The sequence below is a fragment of the Acinetobacter radioresistens DSM 6976 = NBRC 102413 = CIP 103788 genome, assembly GCF_006757745.1.
GTDB lineage: Bacteria > Pseudomonadota > Gammaproteobacteria > Pseudomonadales > Moraxellaceae > Acinetobacter > Acinetobacter radioresistens.
This window is the reverse complement of sequence record NZ_AP019740.1, coordinates 2,261,849-2,283,486: the sequence shown is the minus strand read 5'-3', so window position 1 is coordinate 2,283,486 and position 21,638 is coordinate 2,261,849. Positions and strand designations below refer to the sequence as shown.

General features: G+C 42.0%; 18 protein-coding genes. 13 read left to right on the top strand and 5 right to left on the bottom strand.

Going from position 1 to position 21,638, the window contains the following annotated elements:
- Positions 1-4 precede the first annotated feature (4 nt).
- Both betA and ACRAD_RS10690 read left to right on the top strand, forming a co-directional pair.
- Positions 5-1,660 carry a choline dehydrogenase gene (gene betA, locus ACRAD_RS10695; protein ID WP_005027353.1) on the top strand — a complete coding sequence of 552 codons (1,656 nt, stop codon included), beginning with the start codon at positions 5-7 and terminating at the stop codon, positions 1,658-1,660.
- A 195-nt stretch (positions 1,661-1,855) separates the two neighbouring features.
- Positions 1,856-2,380, top strand: a complete 525-nt coding sequence (locus ACRAD_RS10690) for an acyl-CoA thioesterase (RefSeq protein WP_005018999.1) — start codon at positions 1,856-1,858, stop codon at positions 2,378-2,380.
- Between the two features lie 182 nt (positions 2,381-2,562).
- On the opposite strand, the gene ACRAD_RS10685 is transcribed toward ACRAD_RS10690, so the two are convergent.
- Entirely contained in the window at positions 2,563-2,793 is a 231-nt protein-coding gene (locus ACRAD_RS10685) for a hypothetical protein (RefSeq protein WP_005019002.1), read from the bottom strand.
- 909 nt (positions 2,794-3,702) lie between these two features.
- Between ACRAD_RS10685 and ACRAD_RS10680 the strand changes: the two genes are divergently transcribed.
- The 5 genes from ACRAD_RS10680 to pnuC all read left to right on the top strand — a co-directional run bounded on the left by ACRAD_RS10680 (position 3,703) and on the right by pnuC (position 7,238).
- Positions 3,703-4,725 carry a CobW family GTP-binding protein gene (locus ACRAD_RS10680; RefSeq protein ID WP_005027351.1) on the top strand — a complete coding sequence of 341 codons (1,023 nt, stop codon included), beginning with the start codon at positions 3,703-3,705 and terminating at the stop codon, positions 4,723-4,725.
- 93 nt (positions 4,726-4,818) lie between these two features.
- On the top strand, positions 4,819-5,349 hold the full coding sequence (locus tag ACRAD_RS10675; protein ID WP_005019006.1) for a YaeQ family protein: 531 nt from the start codon (positions 4,819-4,821) through the stop codon (positions 5,347-5,349).
- Positions 5,350-5,451: 102 nt separating this feature from the next.
- Complete coding sequence (locus tag ACRAD_RS10670; RefSeq protein ID WP_005019007.1) at positions 5,452-6,075, top strand: MgtC/SapB family protein; 624 nt, start codon at positions 5,452-5,454, stop codon at positions 6,073-6,075.
- A gap of 123 nt (positions 6,076-6,198) precedes the next feature.
- Positions 6,199-6,540: an FKBP-type peptidyl-prolyl cis-trans isomerase gene (locus tag ACRAD_RS10665; protein ID WP_005019015.1), complete on the top strand. Its 342-nt coding sequence runs from the start codon at positions 6,199-6,201 to the stop codon at positions 6,538-6,540.
- Between the two features lie 125 nt (positions 6,541-6,665).
- On the top strand, positions 6,666-7,238 hold the full coding sequence (gene pnuC / locus ACRAD_RS10660; protein ID WP_005027348.1) for a nicotinamide riboside transporter PnuC: 573 nt from the start codon (positions 6,666-6,668) through the stop codon (positions 7,236-7,238).
- 116 nt (positions 7,239-7,354) lie between these two features.
- Here the strand turns inward: pnuC and ACRAD_RS10655 are convergent, their stop codons facing one another.
- Positions 7,355-7,729 carry a copper resistance protein NlpE N-terminal domain-containing protein gene (locus tag ACRAD_RS10655; protein WP_005027346.1) on the bottom strand — a complete coding sequence of 125 codons (375 nt, stop codon included), beginning with the start codon at positions 7,727-7,729 and terminating at the stop codon, positions 7,355-7,357.
- 158 nt (positions 7,730-7,887) lie between these two features.
- Here ACRAD_RS10655 and ACRAD_RS10650 point away from each other — a divergent pair, with 158 nt between their 5' ends.
- Positions 7,888-8,175, top strand: a complete 288-nt coding sequence (locus ACRAD_RS10650) for a hypothetical protein (protein ID WP_005027344.1) — start codon at positions 7,888-7,890, stop codon at positions 8,173-8,175.
- Between the two features lie 144 nt (positions 8,176-8,319).
- Positions 8,320-8,817, top strand: a complete 498-nt coding sequence (locus ACRAD_RS10645; RefSeq protein ID WP_005027342.1) for a DUF2505 family protein — start codon at positions 8,320-8,322, stop codon at positions 8,815-8,817.
- 51 nt (positions 8,818-8,868) lie between these two features.
- Here ACRAD_RS10645 and ACRAD_RS10640 read toward each other — a convergent pair whose 3' ends face one another.
- On the bottom strand, positions 8,869-10,137 hold the full coding sequence (locus ACRAD_RS10640; RefSeq protein ID WP_005027340.1) for an MFS transporter: 1,269 nt from the start codon (positions 10,135-10,137) through the stop codon (positions 8,869-8,871).
- A 276-nt stretch (positions 10,138-10,413) separates the two neighbouring features.
- Complete coding sequence (locus tag ACRAD_RS10635) at positions 10,414-11,055, bottom strand: helix-turn-helix domain-containing protein (protein ID WP_005027337.1); 642 nt, start codon at positions 11,053-11,055, stop codon at positions 10,414-10,416.
- A gap of 159 nt (positions 11,056-11,214) precedes the next feature.
- On the opposite strand from ACRAD_RS10635, the gene ACRAD_RS10630 reads away from it, so the two are divergent.
- The 4 genes from ACRAD_RS10630 to ACRAD_RS10615 all read left to right on the top strand — a co-directional run bounded on the left by ACRAD_RS10630 (position 11,215) and on the right by ACRAD_RS10615 (position 17,456).
- Positions 11,215-13,491: a cytochrome P450/oxidoreductase gene (locus tag ACRAD_RS10630; RefSeq protein WP_005027334.1), complete on the top strand. Its 2,277-nt coding sequence runs from the start codon at positions 11,215-11,217 to the stop codon at positions 13,489-13,491.
- Between the two features lie 47 nt (positions 13,492-13,538).
- The gene (locus ACRAD_RS10625; protein ID WP_005019035.1) at positions 13,539-14,927 is read left to right on the top strand and encodes an MFS transporter; all 1,389 of its coding nucleotides are present in this window, start codon (positions 13,539-13,541) and stop codon (positions 14,925-14,927) included.
- 637 nt (positions 14,928-15,564) lie between these two features.
- Positions 15,565-17,274 (top strand): FAD-dependent monooxygenase, encoded by a 1,710-nt coding sequence (locus ACRAD_RS10620; RefSeq protein WP_005027332.1) that lies wholly within the window; start codon positions 15,565-15,567, stop codon positions 17,272-17,274.
- On the top strand, positions 17,271-17,456 hold the full coding sequence (locus ACRAD_RS10615) for a hypothetical protein (protein WP_005019038.1): 186 nt from the start codon (positions 17,271-17,273) through the stop codon (positions 17,454-17,456). Before ACRAD_RS10620 ends, ACRAD_RS10615 begins: the two co-directional genes overlap by 4 nt.
- Positions 17,457-17,644: 188 nt before the next feature.
- Here ACRAD_RS10615 and metH read toward each other — a convergent pair whose 3' ends face one another.
- Entirely contained in the window at positions 17,645-21,331 is a 3,687-nt protein-coding gene (gene metH, locus ACRAD_RS10610) for a methionine synthase (protein WP_005027330.1), read from the bottom strand.
- Positions 21,332-21,638 lie beyond the last annotated feature (307 nt).

The window sequence follows — 21,638 nt, the reverse complement described above, 5'->3', positions numbered from 1 at the left end:
TACTGTGCAGAAAAAATATGACTACATCATTATCGGTGCCGGCTCCGCAGGTAACGTACTGGCAGCACGCTTAACTGAAGATGCGCAGACCAGTGTTCTTTTGCTAGAGGCAGGTGGACCGGATCACCGTCTGGATTTTCGTACCCAGATGCCGGCTGCTCTGGCTTATCCTTTGCAGGGTCGTCGTTACAACTGGGCTTATCAGACTGACCCTGAGCCTCATATGAATAACCGCCGTATGGAATGTGGCCGCGGTAAAGGTCTAGGTGGCTCTTCACTTATTAATGGCATGTGTTATATCCGGGGTAATGCCATGGATCTGGAACAGTGGGCCAGCTTTAAAGGTTTAGAAGACTGGAGCTATGCTGACTGTCTGCCCTACTATAAAAAAGCAGAGACACGTGATATTGGTGGCAATGATTATCATGGAGATTCGGGTCCCGTTTCTGTAGCCACCCCTAAACAGGGCAATAATGAGTTATTTCATGCTATGGTTGAGGCAGGGGTACAGGCTGGTTATCCACGTACTGATGATTTGAACGGCTACCAGCAGGAAGGTTTTGGCCCTATGGATCGTACTGTAACACCGCAAGGCCGACGTTCCAGTACAGCGCGTGGCTACCTGGATATGGCGAAGGGCCGTTCGAACCTCACGATCCTGACTCATGCCACGACTAACAAAATCTTATTTCAGGGCAAACGTGCTATTGGCGTTGAATATATTCAAGGTGCAAATACTGCTCAACTACATCAGGTATATGCTAGAAATGAAGTGTTACTGTGTGCAGGAGCTATTGCTTCACCGCAAATCTTACAGCGCTCAGGCATCGGACAAAGTACTTTTTTGAAGTCAATGGATATACCGGTATTACATGACTTGCCTGGGGTGGGCGAGAACTTGCAGGACCATCTGGAAATGTACCTGCAATACAGATGCAAAAAACCGGTCTCACTTTATCCTGCGTTAAAGTGGCATAATCAGCCGGCAATTGGTGTCGAGTGGCTGTTTTTAGGAAAAGGTATTGGAGCCAGCAATCAGTTTGAAGCAGGTGGTTTCATTCGCAGTTCAGATGAATTTACATGGCCCAATATCCAGTATCATTTCTTGCCGGTTGCCATTAACTATAATGGTTCTAATCCGGTGAAAGAACATGGCTTTCAGGCCCATGTTGGTTCTATGCGTTCACCTTCACGGGGCCGGATCAAGCTTAAATCCAGAGACCCATTTGAGCATCCGAGTATCCTGTTCAATTACATGAGTACTGAGCAGGACTGGCGAGAATTTCGTGATGCAATCCGTATCACCCGAGAAATTATGCATCAGCCCGCATTAGATGCATATCGTGGGGAGGAGATTAGCCCGGGTAAAAACTTACAATCTGATGCTGAACTGGATGAATTTGTGCGTAATCATGCAGAAACAGCTTATCATCCCTCCTGTAGCTGTAAAATGGGTGAAGATGATATGGCTGTAGTTGATGGTCAGGGCCGTGTTCACGGCATAAATGGTTTAAGAGTAGTTGATGCGTCTATCATGCCCGTAATTATGACTGGGAATCTGAATGCAACCACCATCATGATTGCAGAAAAACTGGCTGACCGGATTCGTAACCGGCCCTCTTTACCCAAATCACAAGCCCCATTTTATCGGGCAAGTTAAACAAAAGCCGGCATCTGCCGGCCTTTCTATTCAGGCAGATGTACTCATTAAAAGCCTTAAAGCTTCTATTAATATGTTTCTAAATAACTTATTTTATTGTTACAGGTGATTTGCCGCTTTGAACATGTTTTTTCAGTGAAAAGCGATATAATAATGTCCCTTAAATATCCCAGTTATAGATGAGACAAAGAGACAATGTCACCATTAGATCAAGTCGTTCCTGCTACAGATGATCAATCTGAACTTACAATGTCTGTCCTGATGACGCCTGATATGGCTAACTTTTCGGGTAATGTCCACGGAGGAACGATTCTGAAGCTACTGGATCAGGTGGCATATGCTTGTGCCAGCCGCTATTCAGGAAGTTATGTGGTGACGCTGTCTGTAGATAAGGTAAATTTTAAAGAACCCATTCATGTTGGTGAGCTAGTGACTTTTCTGGCCAGCGTAAACCATGTAGGCCGTACTTCAATGGAAATTGGCATACGGGTAGAAGCACAGAATATTCAAAAGCGTACAGTGCGCCATACCAATAGCTGTTATTTTACTATGGTTGCCGTAGATGAGCAGGGTAAACCACGTCAGGTTCCACCACTGAATTTGAACAATGACTGGAAACGTTGCCGCTTTGAAGCTGCTGAACAGCGTAAGGTGCTACGCCTGCAAGAGCATCATCATCCTTCTTGCAGTATTTATAAAAAGACAACATCCCCAAGTTAAGCCAATATATTTACCAGATGATCGCTCCGGCGATCATTTTTTATATCTCTTATTTAAACTTAAATAAATATATTTCAATCATAATGTACTAAAAAGCAAAAGGCCAAGCCGCAGCAAGGCTTGACCTATTTCTTTAAAACTTTTATACAGCTTTAAAAAAATGATGTCACTAAAACATAAAATTACTGTGGCTGAGCAACAGAATCTTTAGCTTCTTCAGCAGCACTTTCAGATGCAGGCTGAGCAGTTGTAGGTTGAGCAGCTGCACTTTCTGTACCAGCAGCAGTTGGTTGTTCCTGAGTTGAAACAACCACTTTTTCTTCAGTAGCTGACTGATCTTTAGCAGTTGCAGCAAAGCTGGTAGCAGCAGTTAGAGCAAGAGTAGTAGCAAGTAATGTTTTAACAAGTTTCATATTGGCATCCTTCTATTTGTAAACAATAAAGAACCCAGTACATATCCCTCAACAGTGTATATGTTCAGGACTTCTGGGTTGGATGTCATGCTATGTTCCCTTTTCTGAGCCTGCAATAATTCATACAAAGCGTAACTTTACGGTTACACTCAAAACACAATTAAGGATTTAATGTAAGTTTAATGTAAAAAATTAAATGATAAATCATACTAAAATGTATAAAATCATGTAAATTAGATTAATATTTGATCAATAAATTAACCTAAATACACAATAGAGGTGATATATTTTTATAGCAATGATTGGTTATTCCTTATATTTTTTATAAATCAATAAAATTTAACAATCATAGAAATTAAATTTATTAAACAATTCAATAATTTGCTTAATTTAAGGTTCTTTCTTTATTTTTCTAAAAATTATTATAAAAATCCAGTAAAAATCTTATATCTTGAGAAAATAAACTATATTTAAATTAAATTGATTAAAAATTGATCTTAAATGTAAGCAAATAAAAATTATTATGTTCATCATTTATATTTAATATGAGCCTAAAACTCTTAAAATCACATAAATCTGGTCAACAAAACACAGCTATAGAATGGTTCAGAATTTTAAAACAGTAGTACGGTGTTTTTGAAAATTATTTTTCCATCTGTATATAGTAAAGAAAAATAAATTTGAAAGAGGATTATTTGAATAGATACATGGCGGAGAGCAGTTAAAAAGTAAAAACTTAAATTAAAAAGATTTCGCAAGCTTTATAAGAGTAAGATTAAGCCTGAATAATTTGTTTATGTTCAGATTTCAATGCAAGTCCAAGTAAAAACTGAACCTATGGTATGAATAGGTCACCAGTATAAAATTGAGATCCCTTGTCTACTATTTTCATTAAGCAGAGTAATTTTCGTGAAGTTGATTCAGACACCAGCCGCAATACCAACCCACATTATTTCCGGTTTTCTAGGTGCAGGAAAAACCACACTGTTACAACATCTGTTGAGGCAGAAACCAAAGCATGAAACCTGGGCTATTTTAATGAACGAATTTGGTCAGATCGGAGTTGACCAACAACTGTTACCTCAGCAGCAGGGGTACGCAATAAAGGAGCTGCTGGGAGGGTGTTTATGCTGTAGCAGCCAGCTTCCTATGCAGATTGCTCTTTCAAGACTGTTATCTGAAACCAAGCCAGACCGGCTATTTATTGAACCTACTGGGCTTGGACATCCGGCCCAGTTACTCGAACAGCTTACTGAGCCTCATTGGCAACAGACGCTTACCGTTCGTGCTCTGGTGACAGTGCTGGATGGTTCACGTTTACACGAACAGGAGTGGGTAAGCCAAAACCTTTATCAGGATCAGCTTAAAGCCGCACAAATCATAGTGGTTTCACATGGTGATCTGATGAGTTTTGCTGATGGGGAGGCTTTAGAACAGCTCAAAAAGGAATATGCGGCCTATGGCCAAGACTGGATAATGGCCGAACAGGGGCAGCTTGATCTGGCAGAAATTGATTTGCTGTATCAGGGTATACAGCGCAAGTTACAGCCTTTGCTTAAAGTACAGCGTTTACAAACAGCACTGCTGAGTGAAGAACCAATTAAAAAGTTACCTTATCATTATGTAGAAACTGCACAAGGTTATAGTGTAGCGGGCTGGAAATTACCTAAGCGCTGGCAATTTGATTTTTATGCTTTGCTGGATCTGTTTTGTACAACCGAAAACTGGCTGAGAATCAAAGGGATCTTTAATACTGATCAGGGCTGGATCTATTTTAACTTCAATCCGCAACAGCTGAATTACAAGTCAGGTGAAGAAGGGATAGATAACCGGATAGAGATAATTACAGATGAAAATCGTAATTGGGAAAATTTTGAGATGAGCCTTTTGGCTGCACAGTTAAATATAGCCGAGGAAAATAGCCAGATTTAAAATTTTCCTTGAGATGGCCATTACTTAAAATAAATAGACCTATTTTTTTGCTATGCTTGGCGCCATTTATACTTTTATGATGAAGATACCGTTATGGCGTTAAAAGCAACAATATATAAGGCAGACCTGAATATTGCCAATATGGATACACACCAGTACAGTGACCATCAACTGACTCTGGCTTTGCATCCATCTGAAACCATTGAACGCTTGATGGTACGTATTGCTGCTTTTGCTCGGTTTGCTGATGAGCAGCTTGAGTTTACCAAAGACCTGTTTGAGACCAATGAGCCAGCCTTGTGGCAAAAGGACTTAACGGGGCAATTGGAAAAATGGATTGAGGTAGGCTGTCCGGATGAAGATAAAGTTAAAAAAGCCAGTTCACGCTGCAAGCAGGTCGCCATTATAGCCTATGGCAGCCAGGTGTCGGACTGGTGGAAAAAGAACAGCAAGATAAAAACTTTGGATAATGTCGAAGTATGGCAGATTTCTGAGGCTTCTACTGAGGCGTTACAAGCCTTGTGTGAACGAACCATGCAACTACAGCTCAATGTAATGGATGGTGAATGGACCTTAATTGGTAACCATGCACAAGCTGTAATTGAGTGGCAACAACTCAAGTAATAGAAGTGTTTTATTCATGATGGAAATTTATTAAAAAGGCTTGCCTCATTCAGGACCTGTTGTTTAGATCATGTTTAATATAAAAGCAAGATTCTTCGCGCTATGGACAGTGAACTCTATTATTTGTTATGTGCCGCAGCAATAGGCGCAGTCATCGGGCTGGAACGGGAATATAAAAATAAGACCGCCGGCCTACGTACTATGATTATGGTCAGTATGGCTTCCTGCCTGTTTACCATATTGTCTCGGCAAATTGGGGAGGTTAGTGATGACCGTATTGCTGCAAATATTTTGACTGGACTGGGTTTTCTCTGTGCTGGCGTTATTTTTAAAGATGAAAACCGTATTTCGGGTATTACTACCGCGACCACTATCTGGATGGTCGCGGCTTTAGGCATGGCAATTGGCGCAGGCTATATTGCTTTAGGCCTGTATGGCACCATACTGGTACTGGTGATCTTAAGCCTGTTAACCTACCTTGAAAAACTGGTAGAAGAATTCAATTTAATCCGTGACTATAAAATGATTTGTCATTATGAGCAGGGATTATCACATTATTATGAGCAGCTCTTTAAGCAGTATGGCTTGAAGGCCAAGCATGTATTGCAGGTTCTAAAGTCCGATGAAATTATTTTGCACTGGAATATAAGTGGTAAACGCCAGCGACATAATTTATTGGTTGAAGAACTGAGTCAGGACCCGCGGATTAAACGTTTAAGTTTCTAGATAAAATTCTAGCCTTTCAAAATATTCTGAATTCCAACTTGTCTTCAAAAAGCATGAACTCGGAAAAAGACTGACCAAGTTTCAGTTATAATAAATGCAATATGACGATTTAGAGTGTATTAAATGTCCAATGAACTGGAAATTATAGATTTGAAAGTGGGCTCTGGTAAGGAAGCAGTAAAAGGCGCACTGATTACCACCCATTATACTGGCTGGCTGGAAGACGGAACAAAATTTGACTCATCGATTGATCGTGGTAATTACTTTGAATGTGTGATTGGTACGGGCCGAGTCATTAAAGGCTGGGATCAAGGTATTATGGGTATGAAGGTAGGTGGAAAACGTAAATTGCTGGTTCCCGCACATTTAGCCTATGGAGAGCGAAAAATGGGCAAAATTATTCCGGCTAATTCGAACCTGATATTCGAAATTGAATTATTTGATGTGAAAACCCGTGATGAATAACTGCGGTCTTTAAGAGCTTTTAAAAAGCCCGGTAGCGGGCTTTTTATTTGGTTGTGCTTAAACAGATGATTTGCGGATTTTACCGTGTTAAATAAAAATAGTCCTTTTCCTATAGGAAAAATACCATGACCCCCTTAGAAATCTTTGCTGTTCTGATGAGTGTGATAGGAGTAGCTCTTACCATTCAGCGAAATATACTCTGTTGGGGCTTTAATATTGTGGCATGTGCCTTATATGCTTACTTGTTTTTTGAATTTAAGCTGTACGGAGAAACCCTTTTACAGGGAATATTTATAATTATGAATTTTTATGGTTTGTACCATTGGTGGACAGATCATCAGCAGAGTCATGAAATCAAGATCATTTCTATTGCCAGGCAGCTGGTAATATTACAGCTTTTACTCTCAGCAGTTTTAGGGCTGCTACTCGGACTGACTTTAAAATACTGGACAGATGCTGCTGTTCCATTGCTAGATGCGCAGCTGGCTGCCTTTAGTTTGCTTGCTACATACTGGACCAGTCGTAGATATATTGCTACCTGGATGCTCTGGGTGTGGATTGATATTATTTATGTCGGAATGTTCATCTATAAAGATTTGCTGCTGACAGCAGGTTTATATGCAGGATTTGTCGGGCTGGCTTTATTTGGCTGGTGGCAATGGAAACAGATTGAACAAAAACAGCTACAAGCCAGCTAAGTACTGTTTGACTGTTAAACTCTTGTCTAGCTGCTAATCTTTTCCAGCTGAAAATCTGGATAAGCTGCATAGGGCTGGCCGGATTTAGTATCTATAATTTCGGTATAATCTGCCCCCTATACCAGAATATTACGGTCTTTTACTTCATTTAGCTGAATTTTAAGTTTATCACCATCTAAAAATTCAAAATATCCGGTGTAGACCTCGGCAGCACTTTGAGTGCTATAGCTGGTGCGCACCAGTTTAAAACTCATATCAGGATGCAGTTCAAGGTCTACGCCCATACTGTCACAGCCTTCACAACGTGAAATACAAGTAGCGCAGGGGATTATTCCTTCATATTTCCCAACCCAGGCTTGCAGTTTGGGATCGCTTGTCTGGCCTTGGTCGGTTTTAACCGCAGAGGTCTTCTGTTCAGGTTCAGTCGTCTGGTTGGAACAGCCAAAAGAAATACTTGCTGCAACAAAAGAGGTCAGAAGTGCTTTTTTCATGGCTTACCGGAAAGAAGTATTAAATTGTTATAATGTTATATAACTTCTTTTTAAACTTCACCTGTTAAATCATTTTAACAGCACAATTATGCAGTCTAGCTTAAAGAAGGTTTATATAATGAGTACCAGACTCATTTAATGTCGTAAGTAGAAGTAATATGTTGATTGATTTTATTCAAACTCAGGAACAGCAATTTTTTCGGGTTGCAGAGAAAATCATGAATGAGCCTGAGCGTTATCTGCAATTTGATTCAATTTCTGATTTTTACAAGGCAGTATGGCTGGCAGAGTTTCCTAAAGGTACGGTCTGGTTTGCAAGCGGGCTTGACGATGGAGCCGAAGAATTTTATGCCATAATTGAATATCGGCAATATACTTTAAATATGACCTGTACCGGACAAAATACAGTATGTTCTGGCATCAGTCGGAAAGATCAGTATTATTAAAGTCAATGACAGATCTGAAGAATCAGGATTTAATTGAACCATTATAATGTTTTAACCCTGTTTAATAATTAAAAGGGTTTAACAGCGCAATTTGAATGGATCACTTTGCGACAGAGTCTACAATAAAAAAGAAAGGATTAAATCATGGCACATCGTTTTACTGTTTATGCCACTATTCCAGGTGTTTCTCTGAGTGATTTTAAACGGCTGAGTGCCGATACTTCACTGCATGAAAAAGTCTGTAGACGTATTCCGGGGGATAAGCTGGAAATTCTGGAATCCAGGATTGATCAGGGGATTTATACACTCAAGCGTGCTTATAATCTGGATGTCAATATTCCAGACATTGCCAAAAAATTATTAAAAGATGCTTTTCGTCTGAGACGTACAGATATTACCAATCTTGAAGCACTAACCTCGACAGTGGCACTTGGCGCCAACCTGCCACTGGAGGCAAGTTGTGACCGTAGTGTAACTGGTGATGACCAGCAGATTCATATAAAACTGGACTGGCAGGTCAAAGTAAAAGTGCCATTAATCGGTGGAATGCTGGAGAAACATGCTGAAGGTGAAATCCGCAAGTTTAGCGATATCGAAATAGAAATTGTAGAAGATGAGCTCAGAAAGAACTTGCAGGCCTAGGGGTGCTTGTCCCTCATTCATTTAACTTAAAAAGAATGAGGGACAACAGACTTATTCAAATTTTGATCTGTAAATTATGGCAGTAAAAAATGCCACCAGACATACCACCCAAATATAGTACATTGCACCAATTTTACTGTAGAGGCTCAGCCACTGTACCAGTGGCAGGGTCAGGCCACCTGCAATTGCATAAGCGACATTATAAGAAAATGAAATTCCCGAAAAACGAATCTGGGCAGGGAACATTCTGACCATACTGTAAGACACCATACCGACCGTACCTGAGAACAGTCCGAGCAGCATATACAATATAAAAATGGTTGACTGTGACACATGACCCAGACTGGTATAAAAAATTCCTGCAATCGCAGCGACGCAGAATGAACCGATCAGAATAACTTTTCCGGCACCAAAACGGTCAGCCAAAAGTCCCGCCAGAATACAGCCTGCCATCTGCATGATAATAGCAGCACTTTGCATGGTAAAGGCATCTGAGCGTTCAATACCGAAAGCGCCGGTAAGCAAGTTAGGCATTGCTAAAATCAGTACCACTACACAACCAGTTAAAAACCAGGTAAACATCATGCCAATAACAACTGCTGTTTTGTGGCGAGCGAGTACCTGCTTGACCGGTAACTCTTTAGACAGTTCTTTACGTGCCTGCATGGCTTTAAAAATGGGTGTCTCTTTCAAGTAAGACCGCAGATATAAAGCAACCAGTCCAAATACACCACCAATAATAAATGGAATGCGCCATGCCCAGTCATGAATCTGCGCTTCACTAAATTTAAGGGAAATAAATAGTGACATCAGGGCACCAAGTAGAATTCCCAGTGAAAGTCCGGCGGTTAACAGGCCATTAGCAAAGCCAATCTTTTTCTCAGGCACATGTTCTGATACAAAAGTCCAGGCAGCCGGTATTTCTCCACCAATTGCAATACCTTGTACTACCCGCATTAGAAGTAATAATAAAGGGGCAGCATAGCCAATACTTTCAAAAATAGGCATCAGGCCAATGACTAAAGTTGGCAATGCCATCAGCAAGATAGATAAACTAAAGAGACGTTTGCGTCCTACCAGATCGCCAAAATGAGCCATAACTACGCCCCCTAAGGGCCTGAAAAAATAACCGGCTGCAAAAATTCCATAAGTATTCAGCATAGCCCAAAAAGGACTCAGGCCACTTGGAAAGAATAGCTCTGAAATAATTTTGGCGTAAAAAACATAAATGACAAAATCATAAAATTCGAGTGCGCCTCCCAAGGATGATAATCCCAGGGTACGTTTATCCTGCGCACTTAAACCTGAATGTGCTTCCATGCATTGAATTCCATAAAATATATTAAATTTAACTGATTGTAATAAAATGTTAATTAGATGATTAATCAATCTTTTTTAAAGCATTGTTAACAAAATTTTATATGCCAACTCCATGGGCCAAGAGTAATTTTAGTTTACTTTTCTATTAAGTCGAACACTGTGAGCATAGCATCTTTATTTTTAACTTTAGCCTGCTAACGAAAATTATTAAAATATTCTTTAAGCCAGCTTCTGGGTAAAATAAATAAAGATAATACTATGCTTGAACAGGGGGGCTTAGTTTAAAGCCCGTACCGCATCATTTAAGGCCTCTAAAACGGCTTCTTTATTAACTTCTCCAATACTGACAATTCCAATAGCCATATGCCGCTCTGGAATTGGCATAAACAGGCCTACGGCTCCAGATTGCAGCCGACCTTCAGAATAACCATAACCAAGCTGGCGGGCTAGCTTGATTTCTTCTTTTTCCTCCGGTTGAGACGGATAGGTGGTAGCAATTGCAATACCAGCTGCAGCTGTACCAATCGGATGCCGTGAACCCAGCTGATAATTAATACGTAAATAAGAGGAACCAGTCGATGCAGTTTTAACTACTACACAGTCTGATCCTTCAGCAATTACTAGCGAAGCGCTGGCTTGAGTCCGATTAGACAGACTATTCAGAATCTGCTGGCTATTAGAGGGAATCGTCATTTCATAGCAGTGATATAAATCCTGGATCTTGCTGCTGAGCTCCAGCCCCAGATTTTCATTGGTTTTAATATAACCTAAATGAGTTAAGGTCCGGGTAATACGGTAGGCAATAGTCCGGTTAATCTCTAATAGTTCAGCCAGCTGCGCTACGGTCAACTGGCCTTGATGTCTGGCAATCAGTTCTAATGCATGAATGCCCCGTTCCAGCGTCTGTAAGGTCTCCAATTCTTTTTCTACTCCGCTTGGTCAACCCGGATTTGGGTCTGTCTTAAATAGTAAACAATTGCAAAAAGACATTTTAGCCAATTGACAACATGTCTGCTCATTATTTATTCTTTTACTATATTAGAACATAATGTACGATAATAGAACAGGAAGTTCAGGATGAACGTAAAAGTACCTATGCATGGGCAATGCCCTTTTCATGCCGAGTTACAACAGAAGGGTAAAAACTTTGACATGTTTGCAGTGCCATATCAGCAAGACCCTGCATTGGCTCTGAAGGAATTTCGTGCACAGCTCCCGATTTTTTTCTCTGAAGCGATGGGTTACTGGATTGTGACCCGTTATGAAGATGTCAAAGCAATTTTTCGTGATCCTATTACCTTTTCTGCCTGTAATGCACTCGAGAAACTGACGCCTTCTTGCCCTGAAGCATTAAAAATTCTTGAAAAATATAATTATGGTATGAACCGTACACTGGTAAATGAAGATGAACCGGTTCACATGGAACGGCGTCGTGCTTTAATGGATGCTTTTACACCACAGAATCTGGAAGAGCACCAACATTTCGTTAGAGAACTGGTCAGGAAGAAAGTCGACGGATTTATTTATAAGGGACGGGCAGATCTGGTACAGGAAATGCTCTGGGAAATACCCTTAATGGTAGCGTTACACTTTTTGGGCGTACCTGAAGATGACATGCAGGAACTACGTAAATTTGCAGTTGCTCATACCGTTAATACCTGGGGAAGACCAACATTAGAACAGCAGTTGGAGGTTGCCGAGGGAGTAGGACAATTCTGGGAGTACTCTGGCCGTGTGCTGGAGAAAATGAAAAATAATCCAGAAGGTAAAGGCTGGATGTATGACATGATTGCTAAAAATCGTGTAATGCCAGAGGTGGTGACAGACAATTATCTGCATTCAATGATGATGGCTATTATGGTGGCCGCCCATGAAACTACCGCACTAGCCTCTGCCAATGCATTAAAACTACTTTTAGCTGACCGGAAAGTGTGGAAAAAAATCTGTGATAACCCGCAGCTGATTCCGGGTGCAGTCGAGGAGTGTTTACGGCATTCAGGTTCTGTAGTGGCTTGGCGCAGACAGGTCACTACCGAGAGTGAAGTCAGTGGAGTCAAGTTTAAGAAAGGCGATAAATTGTTTTTGGTGTCGGCTTCTGCTAACCATGATGAACTTCATTTTGAAAATGCCGATGAGCTGGATATTTATCGTGATAATGCTATTGAACATCTGACATTCGGTTACGGTGCACACCAGTGTATGGGTAAGAATATCGGCCGTATGGAAATGTGTATTTTCATTGAAGAACTGTCACGCCGTATACCAGACCTGAAACTCTGCGAGCAGGAATTTACCTATCTGGCCAATACCTCGTTCAGAGGACCAGAGGCCTTGTGGACTGAGTGGCATGCCCAGCCAGAACAAACTGCCAGACAAATTACCACTTTTCCTATTGGAGCGCCTGATCTTAAAGCCATGACCCGCCCGGTACGTGTTCAGGCAGTTTATCCTGAAGCAGAAGATATTATACGTATTGAGCTGGCTGCTATACACGGTGAAGAATTACCACGCTGGAGTGCCGGTTCACATATTGAACTGGTATTGCCTAATGGCCTGAGCCGTAAGTACTCTCTATGCGGTTTAGTGACTGATCAATTTTATACGATTGCTGTAAAGAGAGAGCCAGAAAGCCGGGGTGGTTCACAATGGATTCATCAGTATTTAAAAGCAGGAGAACAGATCTACATTAAGGGACCCAAAAACTTTTTTAAATTAAATTTACAGGCGAGCCAGTATGTGCTGATCGCGGGGGGGATAGGTATTACTCCTATTCTGAGCATGGCCAACAGCTTACGTGAACAGGGGCGCCCTTACCGGCTAATTTATCTTTCACGCCAGCGGGCTAGTATGGCATTACTTAAGGAAGTTGCTGCACATGGTAGTGCTGCCGAACTCTACATTTCTTCTGAAGGTAAACGGATAAATCTGCAACAGCTCTTGTCAGCGTTGCCTGCCGGTACACAGGTATGCGCCTGTGGTCCGGAAGCATTACTTGATACCTTGACCAACTATACCGAAGACTTGTCACAGGTTCAGCTCACGGTCGAGCATTTTGGTTCAGGGAAGAACCTCTTTTTATATGAAAATGATACCGACTTTGAAGTTGAACTACTGGATAGCGGTTTAACACTGACAGTAGCCCGGGACCAGACCTTATTGGACTGTTTGCTGGACAAAGGAATTGATGTCAGCTTTGACTGTACCGAGGGTTTATGTGGAAGCTGCCAGCTTCCGGTTGAAGAAGGTGAAATTGATCATCGCGACAAGGTATTGACCCGAGCCGAGCGTGACGGAATGAAATCAGTAATCAGTTGCTGTTCACGAGGAAAAGGAAAACTCAAACTCAAGCTTTAAATGGTAATAACAACAAATCCAGGGAAAATGATAAAAGGAAAACTAAAATGGATCAGATTAAATCTGTAGCGCTGACGGATGTCAGTGCTATACCTCAACAGGTTCATACACAGGCTGACAAAAAAGTTGCCTATGCCACTATTATTGGAACCACAATCGAGTGGTATGACTATTTTATTTATGCAGCAGTGGCAGGCCTGGTCTTTAACCAGCTATTCTTTGCACCTGCCGGACCAGTGGTTGCCAATTTGCTGGTATTTGCCTCTATTGGAATCAGCTTTTTATTTCGTCCTTTAGGTGCATTTATTGCCGGCCACTATGGGGATAAACTCGGGCGTCGTGCCATGCTGGTAATTACCCTTATATTGATGGGTGGTGCTACGGCATTAATTGGTCTGCTTCCTACCTATGCCTCAATCGGTATTGCAGCTCCTATTATCCTGATCATCTTGCGGATTCTACAAGGAATTTCAGCTGGTGGAGAATGGGGCGGAGCGGTATTGATGGCTGTTGAGCATGCACCAGAAAATAAGCGCGGGCGTTTTGGTTCATTTCCGCAGCTAGGTATTCCATTCGGGCTATTGCTGGCTTCTCTGGTATTAGTGATTATGACAGCTTGGGTCTCACCAGGGGATGCCTTTGTTGAGTGGGGCTGGCGCATTCCATTTCTGCTTAGCTTGTTGCTACTGCTGATTGGCCACTGGATACGTCGTTCTATTGGCGAAAGTCCAGTATTTGAAGAAATCAAGCAACGTAAGTCTGCCAATCCACATCCGATTAAAACCCTGTTTAAGCATCATAAGCTTTCAGTACTGCTTGCGGCACTACTATGTGCTGGAACAACCGCACTGGGTTACATGACGACTGGGGGCTTCATCCAGAATTATACAACGAACCCGGCCGGACCGATTGCACTGGAACGCTCGACTATTTTAACGCTCGTAACGTTATCTGCGATTGTGTGGGCTGCATTTACTTGGATTTCTGCCAGCCTGTCTGACCGATTTGGGCGTAAGAAAATGTATATTCTAGGGGCATTACTACAGCTGGGTGCGGCTTTTGTAGTATTCCCTCTGGTCGATACAGCAACCTACTCTGGTATTGCTATTGCCCTGTTTTTGCTGTCAATGGGTGTTGGCTTTACCCATGGTATCAATGCAATTGTTTATACCGAATTATTCCCTGCCTCGATTCGTTTTTCGGGAATCTCAATTACTTATGCACTTGGTTCTATCATCGGCGGCGCATTCGCACCCCTGATTGCAGCCTGGCTCATCAGTGTTTCAAATTCGACCACATTGGTAACTGTTTACTTAATGATGATGGCGAGTTTTGCCCTTATAGCCATCTGTTTACTCAAGGACCGTACCGGCATGCCACTAGGTGCAGATCATGAGGCAGAACAGAATCAGTCACCATTTATTTGGCATAAATAATAGCAAGCTATATAGCCCCCTATGGGGGGCTTTTTATATTTTATTGATCTAAACCATAAATTTTTGTACTAGATGTCTACTCTATGCTTAGTCAATTTTACTGTCTGATAAACCGGATTGTTCAGTTCTAAAAATGCCATATTATTTTTGGAAATTAAAATGAGGGGGTCAGTTCAATATAAAATTAACGGGAGAATGAGCAAGGAATCTGAATCTTAGCTATGTTTTATGGGAAATCATGTGACCTGAAAGACTTATTTATTTATATCGGTCATCGAATGATACTTATAATATTTGCTCCTTTATATAAATGAAAAATCAACCAATAAAAATAGATTTTGATTGTTTAAATTTAAAAAAATATTATATTAAGTTTATGATAAATATATATTTTAATAGATTTTAATAGCAGGCCTGATTGACTTTTAAAATGCTTGATTTTTACTCTAAAACTTAGCATACTAAAAATTATATTTTACGGTAAAAGTAATTTAATTATGTTTATCGTAATTTATTGAGCATCTTGAAGATGCTATAAATTGCATAAAAATGCTATAGGAAGAAAAAGCAGAAATTATTAGAAGAAAGCACGCAGTTTGAGCAATGCTGCGTTAAAAAACATGACAAGGAGTCAAATATGCATTTTCCCGAAACGCAGCCAAGAAATTCACTCTATTATCCTTATCAGGTTTATCCCTACTTTCATAGTCCGCAAAAGACTGTGGCCCAAACAGGTACAGTAACTATTGTAGGAGCAGGACCAATTGGTATGGCAACAGCATTACTGCTAGCCAGACAAGGTATACGGGTCGTTCTGCTGTCTGCTGAACAGCAGTTATCTGAAGGCAGCCGGGCACTGGTATACACCAGGCGCTCTATGGAAATCTTACAGTCTGCTGGCGTTGCCCAACGTATCATGCAAAAAGCTCTACCGTGGACACATGGCAACTCTATTTATAAAGGACAGGTTGTCTTTCGCATGGCTTCACCATCTGACCCACATGATCAGTTCGCGCCATTAAATAATCTGCAGCAGAACTGGCTGGAAAGTTACTTGCTTGAGACCATACATGAGCAGGATAATATTGAGATTCGCTGGGGTAATAAGGTCATTGCACATGAACAGAATGATGAAACAGTCACTTTAACCATCCATACCCCAGAAGGTGAATATCAGCATGAAAGTAGCTGGGTGGTTGCAGCCGATGGAGGACGCTCTGCATTACGCGAACAGATGAAGCTGCGGATGCAAGGCGCCAGTTATGAAGGCCGCTTTGTTATTGCGGATATTCGCATCAAGCTGGACTATCCGACCGAACGTCTGGCCTTTTTCTCACCGGACTGGAACCCGGGCAATACCATTCTCATGCACCGCGAACCAGATCATATCTGGCGTTTTGACTATCAGCTTGATCCAAGTATCAGTCCGGAAGAAGCACTCAAACCGGAAAATCTGAGCAAGGCTGTCAATGACCAGCTCAAAATGATTGGACAGGAACATTTACAGTGGGAAATGGACTGGAGTACAGTCTATTCGGCACGTGCGTTAACACTCGACAATTATGTGCATAACCGCATTATATTTGTTGGTGATGCTGCGCATCTGTTACCAATTTTTGGCGTGCGCGGTGCCAATACCGGCTTTCAGGATGCCAAAGATCTGTCATGGAAACTGGCCGGTGTAATTCAAGGCTGGGCATCCCGCGAGCTTTTAGAAAGTTATACCTTCGACCGGGTTGGAGCAGTGCGGGAGATTATTGCTGAGGCCGGGAAATCTACCCGCTTTATGGCACCACCCACCCAAGGCTACCGCTTGCTACGTAACGCAGTACTGTCTTTATCGCTAGAACACGAATTTGTACGTCCACTCTATCATTGGCGTACATCACGGCCACATGCCTATAGCTATTCATCTTTGAACAGTCAAAATGATGACAATGCCAGCATGAAGGAAATGACTGAAAATGGTGCCTTGATTCCTAATGTTAAAACTGTAGATGGTTCATTTTTGTATGACCGGATCGATGGTAAGTTCAACGTTCTGGTTTTCACAGAGCAGGGCGAACTTCCTGCCGGTCTTTATACTGAAATTAAAGCATTACAAGCCTGTGCTATTCCTGTGCAGATTATTGCACTTGCGCTGGATGGCCAGACAGTACATAACGCAGAGATGACTTTAAAGATCACTGCAGAACTTGCAGCAGAACATTTTTTTGCACAAAGTGGTTCAATTTACCTGATACGTCCTGATCATCATATTCATGGCCGCTGGCTGCATTATAGGAACTCTGCCATTACCCAAACTTTTGAGCAGTTTTGTCAGCTAACAAAAGGAGTAGCAGCATGAGTAATATTCGGATTGAAGACCTGGAACAGGTATATGACCATCTGGCAGAAAGTATTGATCATCTGGATGCAGAAAAACGTGAGCTGTTTCTGGTCAAGCTGGCTTTACTCAGTGCAAACCAGATTCAAGACAGCACTATATTTTTAAGACTGATTAACCAGGCGAAAGTATTTGAAGATTAATATCTGACTCTATAAGTATTTTAAAATACGGAAAGAAAAAATGAAAAGTACTTGTATTTCGTATTGAAAATATCTTTAATTTTTAATGATATAACTCGGCTGGTAAAGTTTAAAGCAAGCTAGTACAAGAAAAGAGTTTAAAATAAGAATCCCCTCAATAGAGGGGATTTTTTAAACCGGATATTTATTTAGACAATTGAATCATCCAGATTTGGTGCTAGCCAGCGTTTGGCCTCATCCAGCGTCCAGCCTTTACGTTTTGCATAATCTTCTAACTGATCCAGAGAAATCTTGCCAACATTGAAATACTGAGATTCGGGATGAGTATAATAGAAGCCGCTCACCGATGAAGGGGGCCACATTGCAAAGCTGGAAGTGAGCTGTGTACCAATCTTGTCAGTAGAACCCAGCCAGTCGAATAGAACCGCTTTTTCAGAATGCTCAGGACAGGCCGGGTAACCCGGTGCCGGACGAATACCGATATATTTCTCTTTAATCAGTTCCTCATTGCTTAGCTGTTCACTGGCCTGATAGCCCCAGAACTCTTTACGGATACGTTCATGCAGGTGCTCGGCAAAAGCTTCGGCAAAACGGTCACCCAAAGACTGAACCAGAATAGCACTATAGTCATCACCTTTAGCTTTGTATTCATTGGCAAGTTCTTCAGCACCAAAAATTGAAACTGTAAAACCCCCCAGATAGTCCTGAGTCTGGTTCTCTTCGGTGACAATAAAATCTGCCAGAGATAAATTTGGCTTACCGGTAACTTTGTCTGACTGCTGGCGTAAATGCTCAAAATGATGTGTCGCAGTACCTTGTTCATCGTATACCGTGACAGTATCGGCAGCCGTACGTTTAGCAGGGTATAAACCAAATACGGCCCGGGCATCAAAACGTTTATTCTCAATAATATCTTTGAGCATAATCTGTGCCTGCTGATACAAATCAGTTGCTGCTTCACCGACTACTTCATCTTCCAGAATTTTCGGGAATTTGCCTGCCAAGCTCCATGAAATAAAGAATGGAGTCCAGTCAAAATACTCAACCAGTGTTTCTAGCGGATACTGGGTAATGGTTTGAACACCGATAAAATTTGGTTGTGGTGGTACGTAGCCCGGAGCGATCTTGAAACCGTGCTTAACCGACTCGGCATAAGACAGTTTAGCTGCTTTTGGCTGCTTGTTCGCCAGGCGCTCGCGTACCTTAACATATTCATCACGGTGACCCTGTACAAAAGCAGGCTTCATTTCCGGCGAGAGCAGGGAAGTGGCGACCCCTACCGCACGTGATGCATCGGCAACATAAATGACGGCATCATTTGAATATTGCGGATCAATTTTTACAGCAGTATGGGCTTTTGATGTAGTTGCCCCGCCAATCATTAAAGGAATTTTAAAGCCTTTACGCTGCATCTCTTTAGCTACAAAGACCATTTCATCCAGACTTGGCGTAATCAGGCCGGACAGCCCGATAATATCAACTTTTTCATCAATTGCAGTTTGCAGAATTTTCTCTGCCGGCACCATTACGCCTAAATCTACAATGTCATAACCGTTACAGCCAAGTACTACACCGACAATATTCTTGCCAATATCATGTACGTCACCTTTGACTGTTGCCATCAGGATTTTCCCTTTGGCTTCACCAGCAGTTTTTTCAGCTTCAATATACGGGTTAAGCCAGGCTACAGCCTGTTTCATAACCCGAGCCGATTTTACAACCTGTGGCAAGAACATCTTGCCTGAACCAAACAGGTCGCCTACGACATTCATTCCGGCCATAAGCGGGCCTTCAATAACATCCAGCGGACGGGCAGACTTTAGCCGTGCTTCTTCGGTATCTTCATTAATAAAGGCAGTAATACCTTTCACTAACGCATACTCAAGACGTTTTTCTACCGGTTCGTTGCGCCATTCCAGATTTTCAGCTTCACGTTGGGTTCCGCCCTGACCACGATATTTCTCAGCAATACTCAGTAACTTTTCAGTGGCTTCCTGTCCGCTTTCTCCCTGATTGCGGTTCATCACTACGTCTTCAACCGCGTCTTTTAGCTCAGCCGGAATGTCATCATAAATTGCCAGCTGTCCGGCATTTACAATTCCCATGGTCAAGCCCTGCTTGATGGCGTAATAAAGAAAAACTGCATGGATTGCTTCACGTACCGGCTCATTACCGCGGAACGAGAAAGAAACGTTAGAAATACCGCCCGAGATCATGGCATTTGGCAGGTTCTGCTTGATCCACCCTGTTGCTTCAATAAAGTCCACACCATAGTTGTTGTGTTCTTCAATACCTGTCGCTACCGCAAAGACATTCGGGTCAAAAATAATATCTTCAGAAGGAAAGCCAACTTCATTGACCAGCACATCATAAGATCGTTTACAGATTTCTTTCTTGCGCTCAACCGTATCGGCCTGACCTTTTTCATCAAAAGCCATAACAATGACAGCCGCGCCATACTGACGGCATAAACGTGCTTTCTCTACAAACTCATCATAACCTTCTTTCAGCGAGATTGAGTTTACTACGGCTTTGCCTTGTACACATTTCAGTCCTGCCTCGATAATTTCCCATTTTGATGAGTCAATCATGATCGGTACACGGGAAATATCAGGCTCAGAAGCAATCAGGTTCAGGAATGTCACCATCGCATTTTGCGAATCAAGCATCCCTTCGTCCATATTGATATCGATAATCTGGGCACCGCCTTCGACCTGTTGACGGGCAACATCCAATGCTTCTGCATAATTCTCTTCACGGATCAGACGTGCAAATTTCTTTGAACCGGTTACGTTGGTTCGTTCACCTACGTTTACAAATAGTGATTCATCGTAAATATTAAATGGCTCCAGACCACTCAGTCGGCAGGCTGGTTTAATCTGGGGTATCTGGCGGGGAGCAATATCTTTTACAGCATTATAAATGGCTCGTATATGGTCCGGAGTCGTACCACAGCAGCCACCGGTAATATTGATTAAGCCACTTTCTGCAAACTCTTTCAGAAATGCAGCAGTTTCTTCCGGTGTTTCATCATAACCGCCAAAAGCATTGGGCAAACCGGCATTCGGATGGGCAGAAACAAATACATCAGCAACATCAGCCACTGTTTTAACATGTGGGCGCATGGCATCTGCACCCAAGGCACAGTTAAATCCGATTGAAAGCAGATCGCCGTGGCGCACCGAATTCCAGAAGGCTTCAGCAGTTTGTCCGGTCAGCGTACGTCCGGAAGCATCTGTGATCGTGCCGGAAATCATTAAGGGTAATTCATAACCTAATTCTTTAAAGACTTCCTTTACCGCAAAAATAGCTGCCTTACAGTTCAGGGTATCGAACACGGTTTCAATCAGAATAATATCTGCACCGCCTTCAATGAGGGCATGAGTCGCTTCTATATAGTTTTCTTTTAGGGCATCAAAAGTAATATTACGAAACGCCGGGTTATTAACATCCGGTGATATAGAACAAGTACGTGAAGTAGGGCCAAGTACACCGGCCACAAAGCGCGGTTTATCAGGGGTTGAATATTTTTCACAAGCTGCTTTGGCCAGCCGTGCAGCTTCACGATTAATTTCTGGTACCAGATCTTCCATATGGTAGTCTGACATGGAAACGCGGGTACCATTAAAACTGTTGGTCTCGATAATATCTGCACCAGCATCCAGGTAAGCTTCATGTATGTCCTGAATAATTTGTGGCTGAGTCAATACCAGCAGGTCGTTATTACCCTTCAGGTCATGGGCCCAGTCTGCAAAACGTTCACCACGATAATCTGCTTCCTCAAGCCTATGACGCTGGATCATGGTTCCCATCGCACCGTCAATAATCAGGATGCGTTTGGCAAGAAGCTCTTTTAGGGTGGCAAGCGTAGACATGAAGAGACCCCCAATGCGGATAACTGTAAAATGGGCGCTATTGTAACAGATTCAACTTATATAGTTATGCCTTTGCATGTTAAGCATTTCCTATAAGGATTGTGGCTATTCCTGATATAGCCGGCTACTTTTACCTGATTGATCCTGTATTTTTTCATGAAATTGCAATATCTTTGCAGCATAGTCATTAACTGAACATGAAACAGACAATTGGTGACTTATAGCTGTAATAATTCAATGAAAGTAATTTATTAGCCCGTAGCTTGTTCTTTTTTATTATTTTGAATATAAGTTATTGAATTTAGAA

Coding starts and splice junctions, on each gene's coding strand:
- ACRAD_RS10690 (WP_005018999.1), top strand. CDS start 1,856: ATGTCACCATTAGATCAAGTCGTTCCTGCTACAGATGATCAATCTGAA.
- ACRAD_RS10685 (WP_005019002.1), bottom strand. CDS start 2,793: ATGAAACTTGTTAAAACATTACTTGCTACTACTCTTGCTCTAACTGCT.
- ACRAD_RS10675 (WP_005019006.1), top strand. CDS start 4,819: ATGGCGTTAAAAGCAACAATATATAAGGCAGACCTGAATATTGCCAAT.
- ACRAD_RS10670 (WP_005019007.1), top strand. CDS start 5,452: ATGGACAGTGAACTCTATTATTTGTTATGTGCCGCAGCAATAGGCGCA.
- ACRAD_RS10665 (WP_005019015.1), top strand. CDS start 6,199: ATGTCCAATGAACTGGAAATTATAGATTTGAAAGTGGGCTCTGGTAAG.
- pnuC (WP_005027348.1), top strand. CDS start 6,666: ATGACCCCCTTAGAAATCTTTGCTGTTCTGATGAGTGTGATAGGAGTA.
- ACRAD_RS10655 (WP_005027346.1), bottom strand. CDS start 7,729: ATGAAAAAAGCACTTCTGACCTCTTTTGTTGCAGCAAGTATTTCTTTT.
- ACRAD_RS10650 (WP_005027344.1), top strand. CDS start 7,888: ATGTTGATTGATTTTATTCAAACTCAGGAACAGCAATTTTTTCGGGTT.
- ACRAD_RS10645 (WP_005027342.1), top strand. CDS start 8,320: ATGGCACATCGTTTTACTGTTTATGCCACTATTCCAGGTGTTTCTCTG.
- ACRAD_RS10640 (WP_005027340.1), bottom strand. CDS start 10,137: ATGGAAGCACATTCAGGTTTAAGTGCGCAGGATAAACGTACCCTGGGA.
- ACRAD_RS10630 (WP_005027334.1), top strand. CDS start 11,215: ATGAACGTAAAAGTACCTATGCATGGGCAATGCCCTTTTCATGCCGAG.
- ACRAD_RS10625 (WP_005019035.1), top strand. CDS start 13,539: ATGGATCAGATTAAATCTGTAGCGCTGACGGATGTCAGTGCTATACCT.
- ACRAD_RS10620 (WP_005027332.1), top strand. CDS start 15,565: ATGCATTTTCCCGAAACGCAGCCAAGAAATTCACTCTATTATCCTTAT.
- ACRAD_RS10615 (WP_005019038.1), top strand. CDS start 17,271: ATGAGTAATATTCGGATTGAAGACCTGGAACAGGTATATGACCATCTG.
- metH (WP_005027330.1), bottom strand. CDS start 21,331: ATGTCTACGCTTGCCACCCTAAAAGAGCTTCTTGCCAAACGCATCCTG.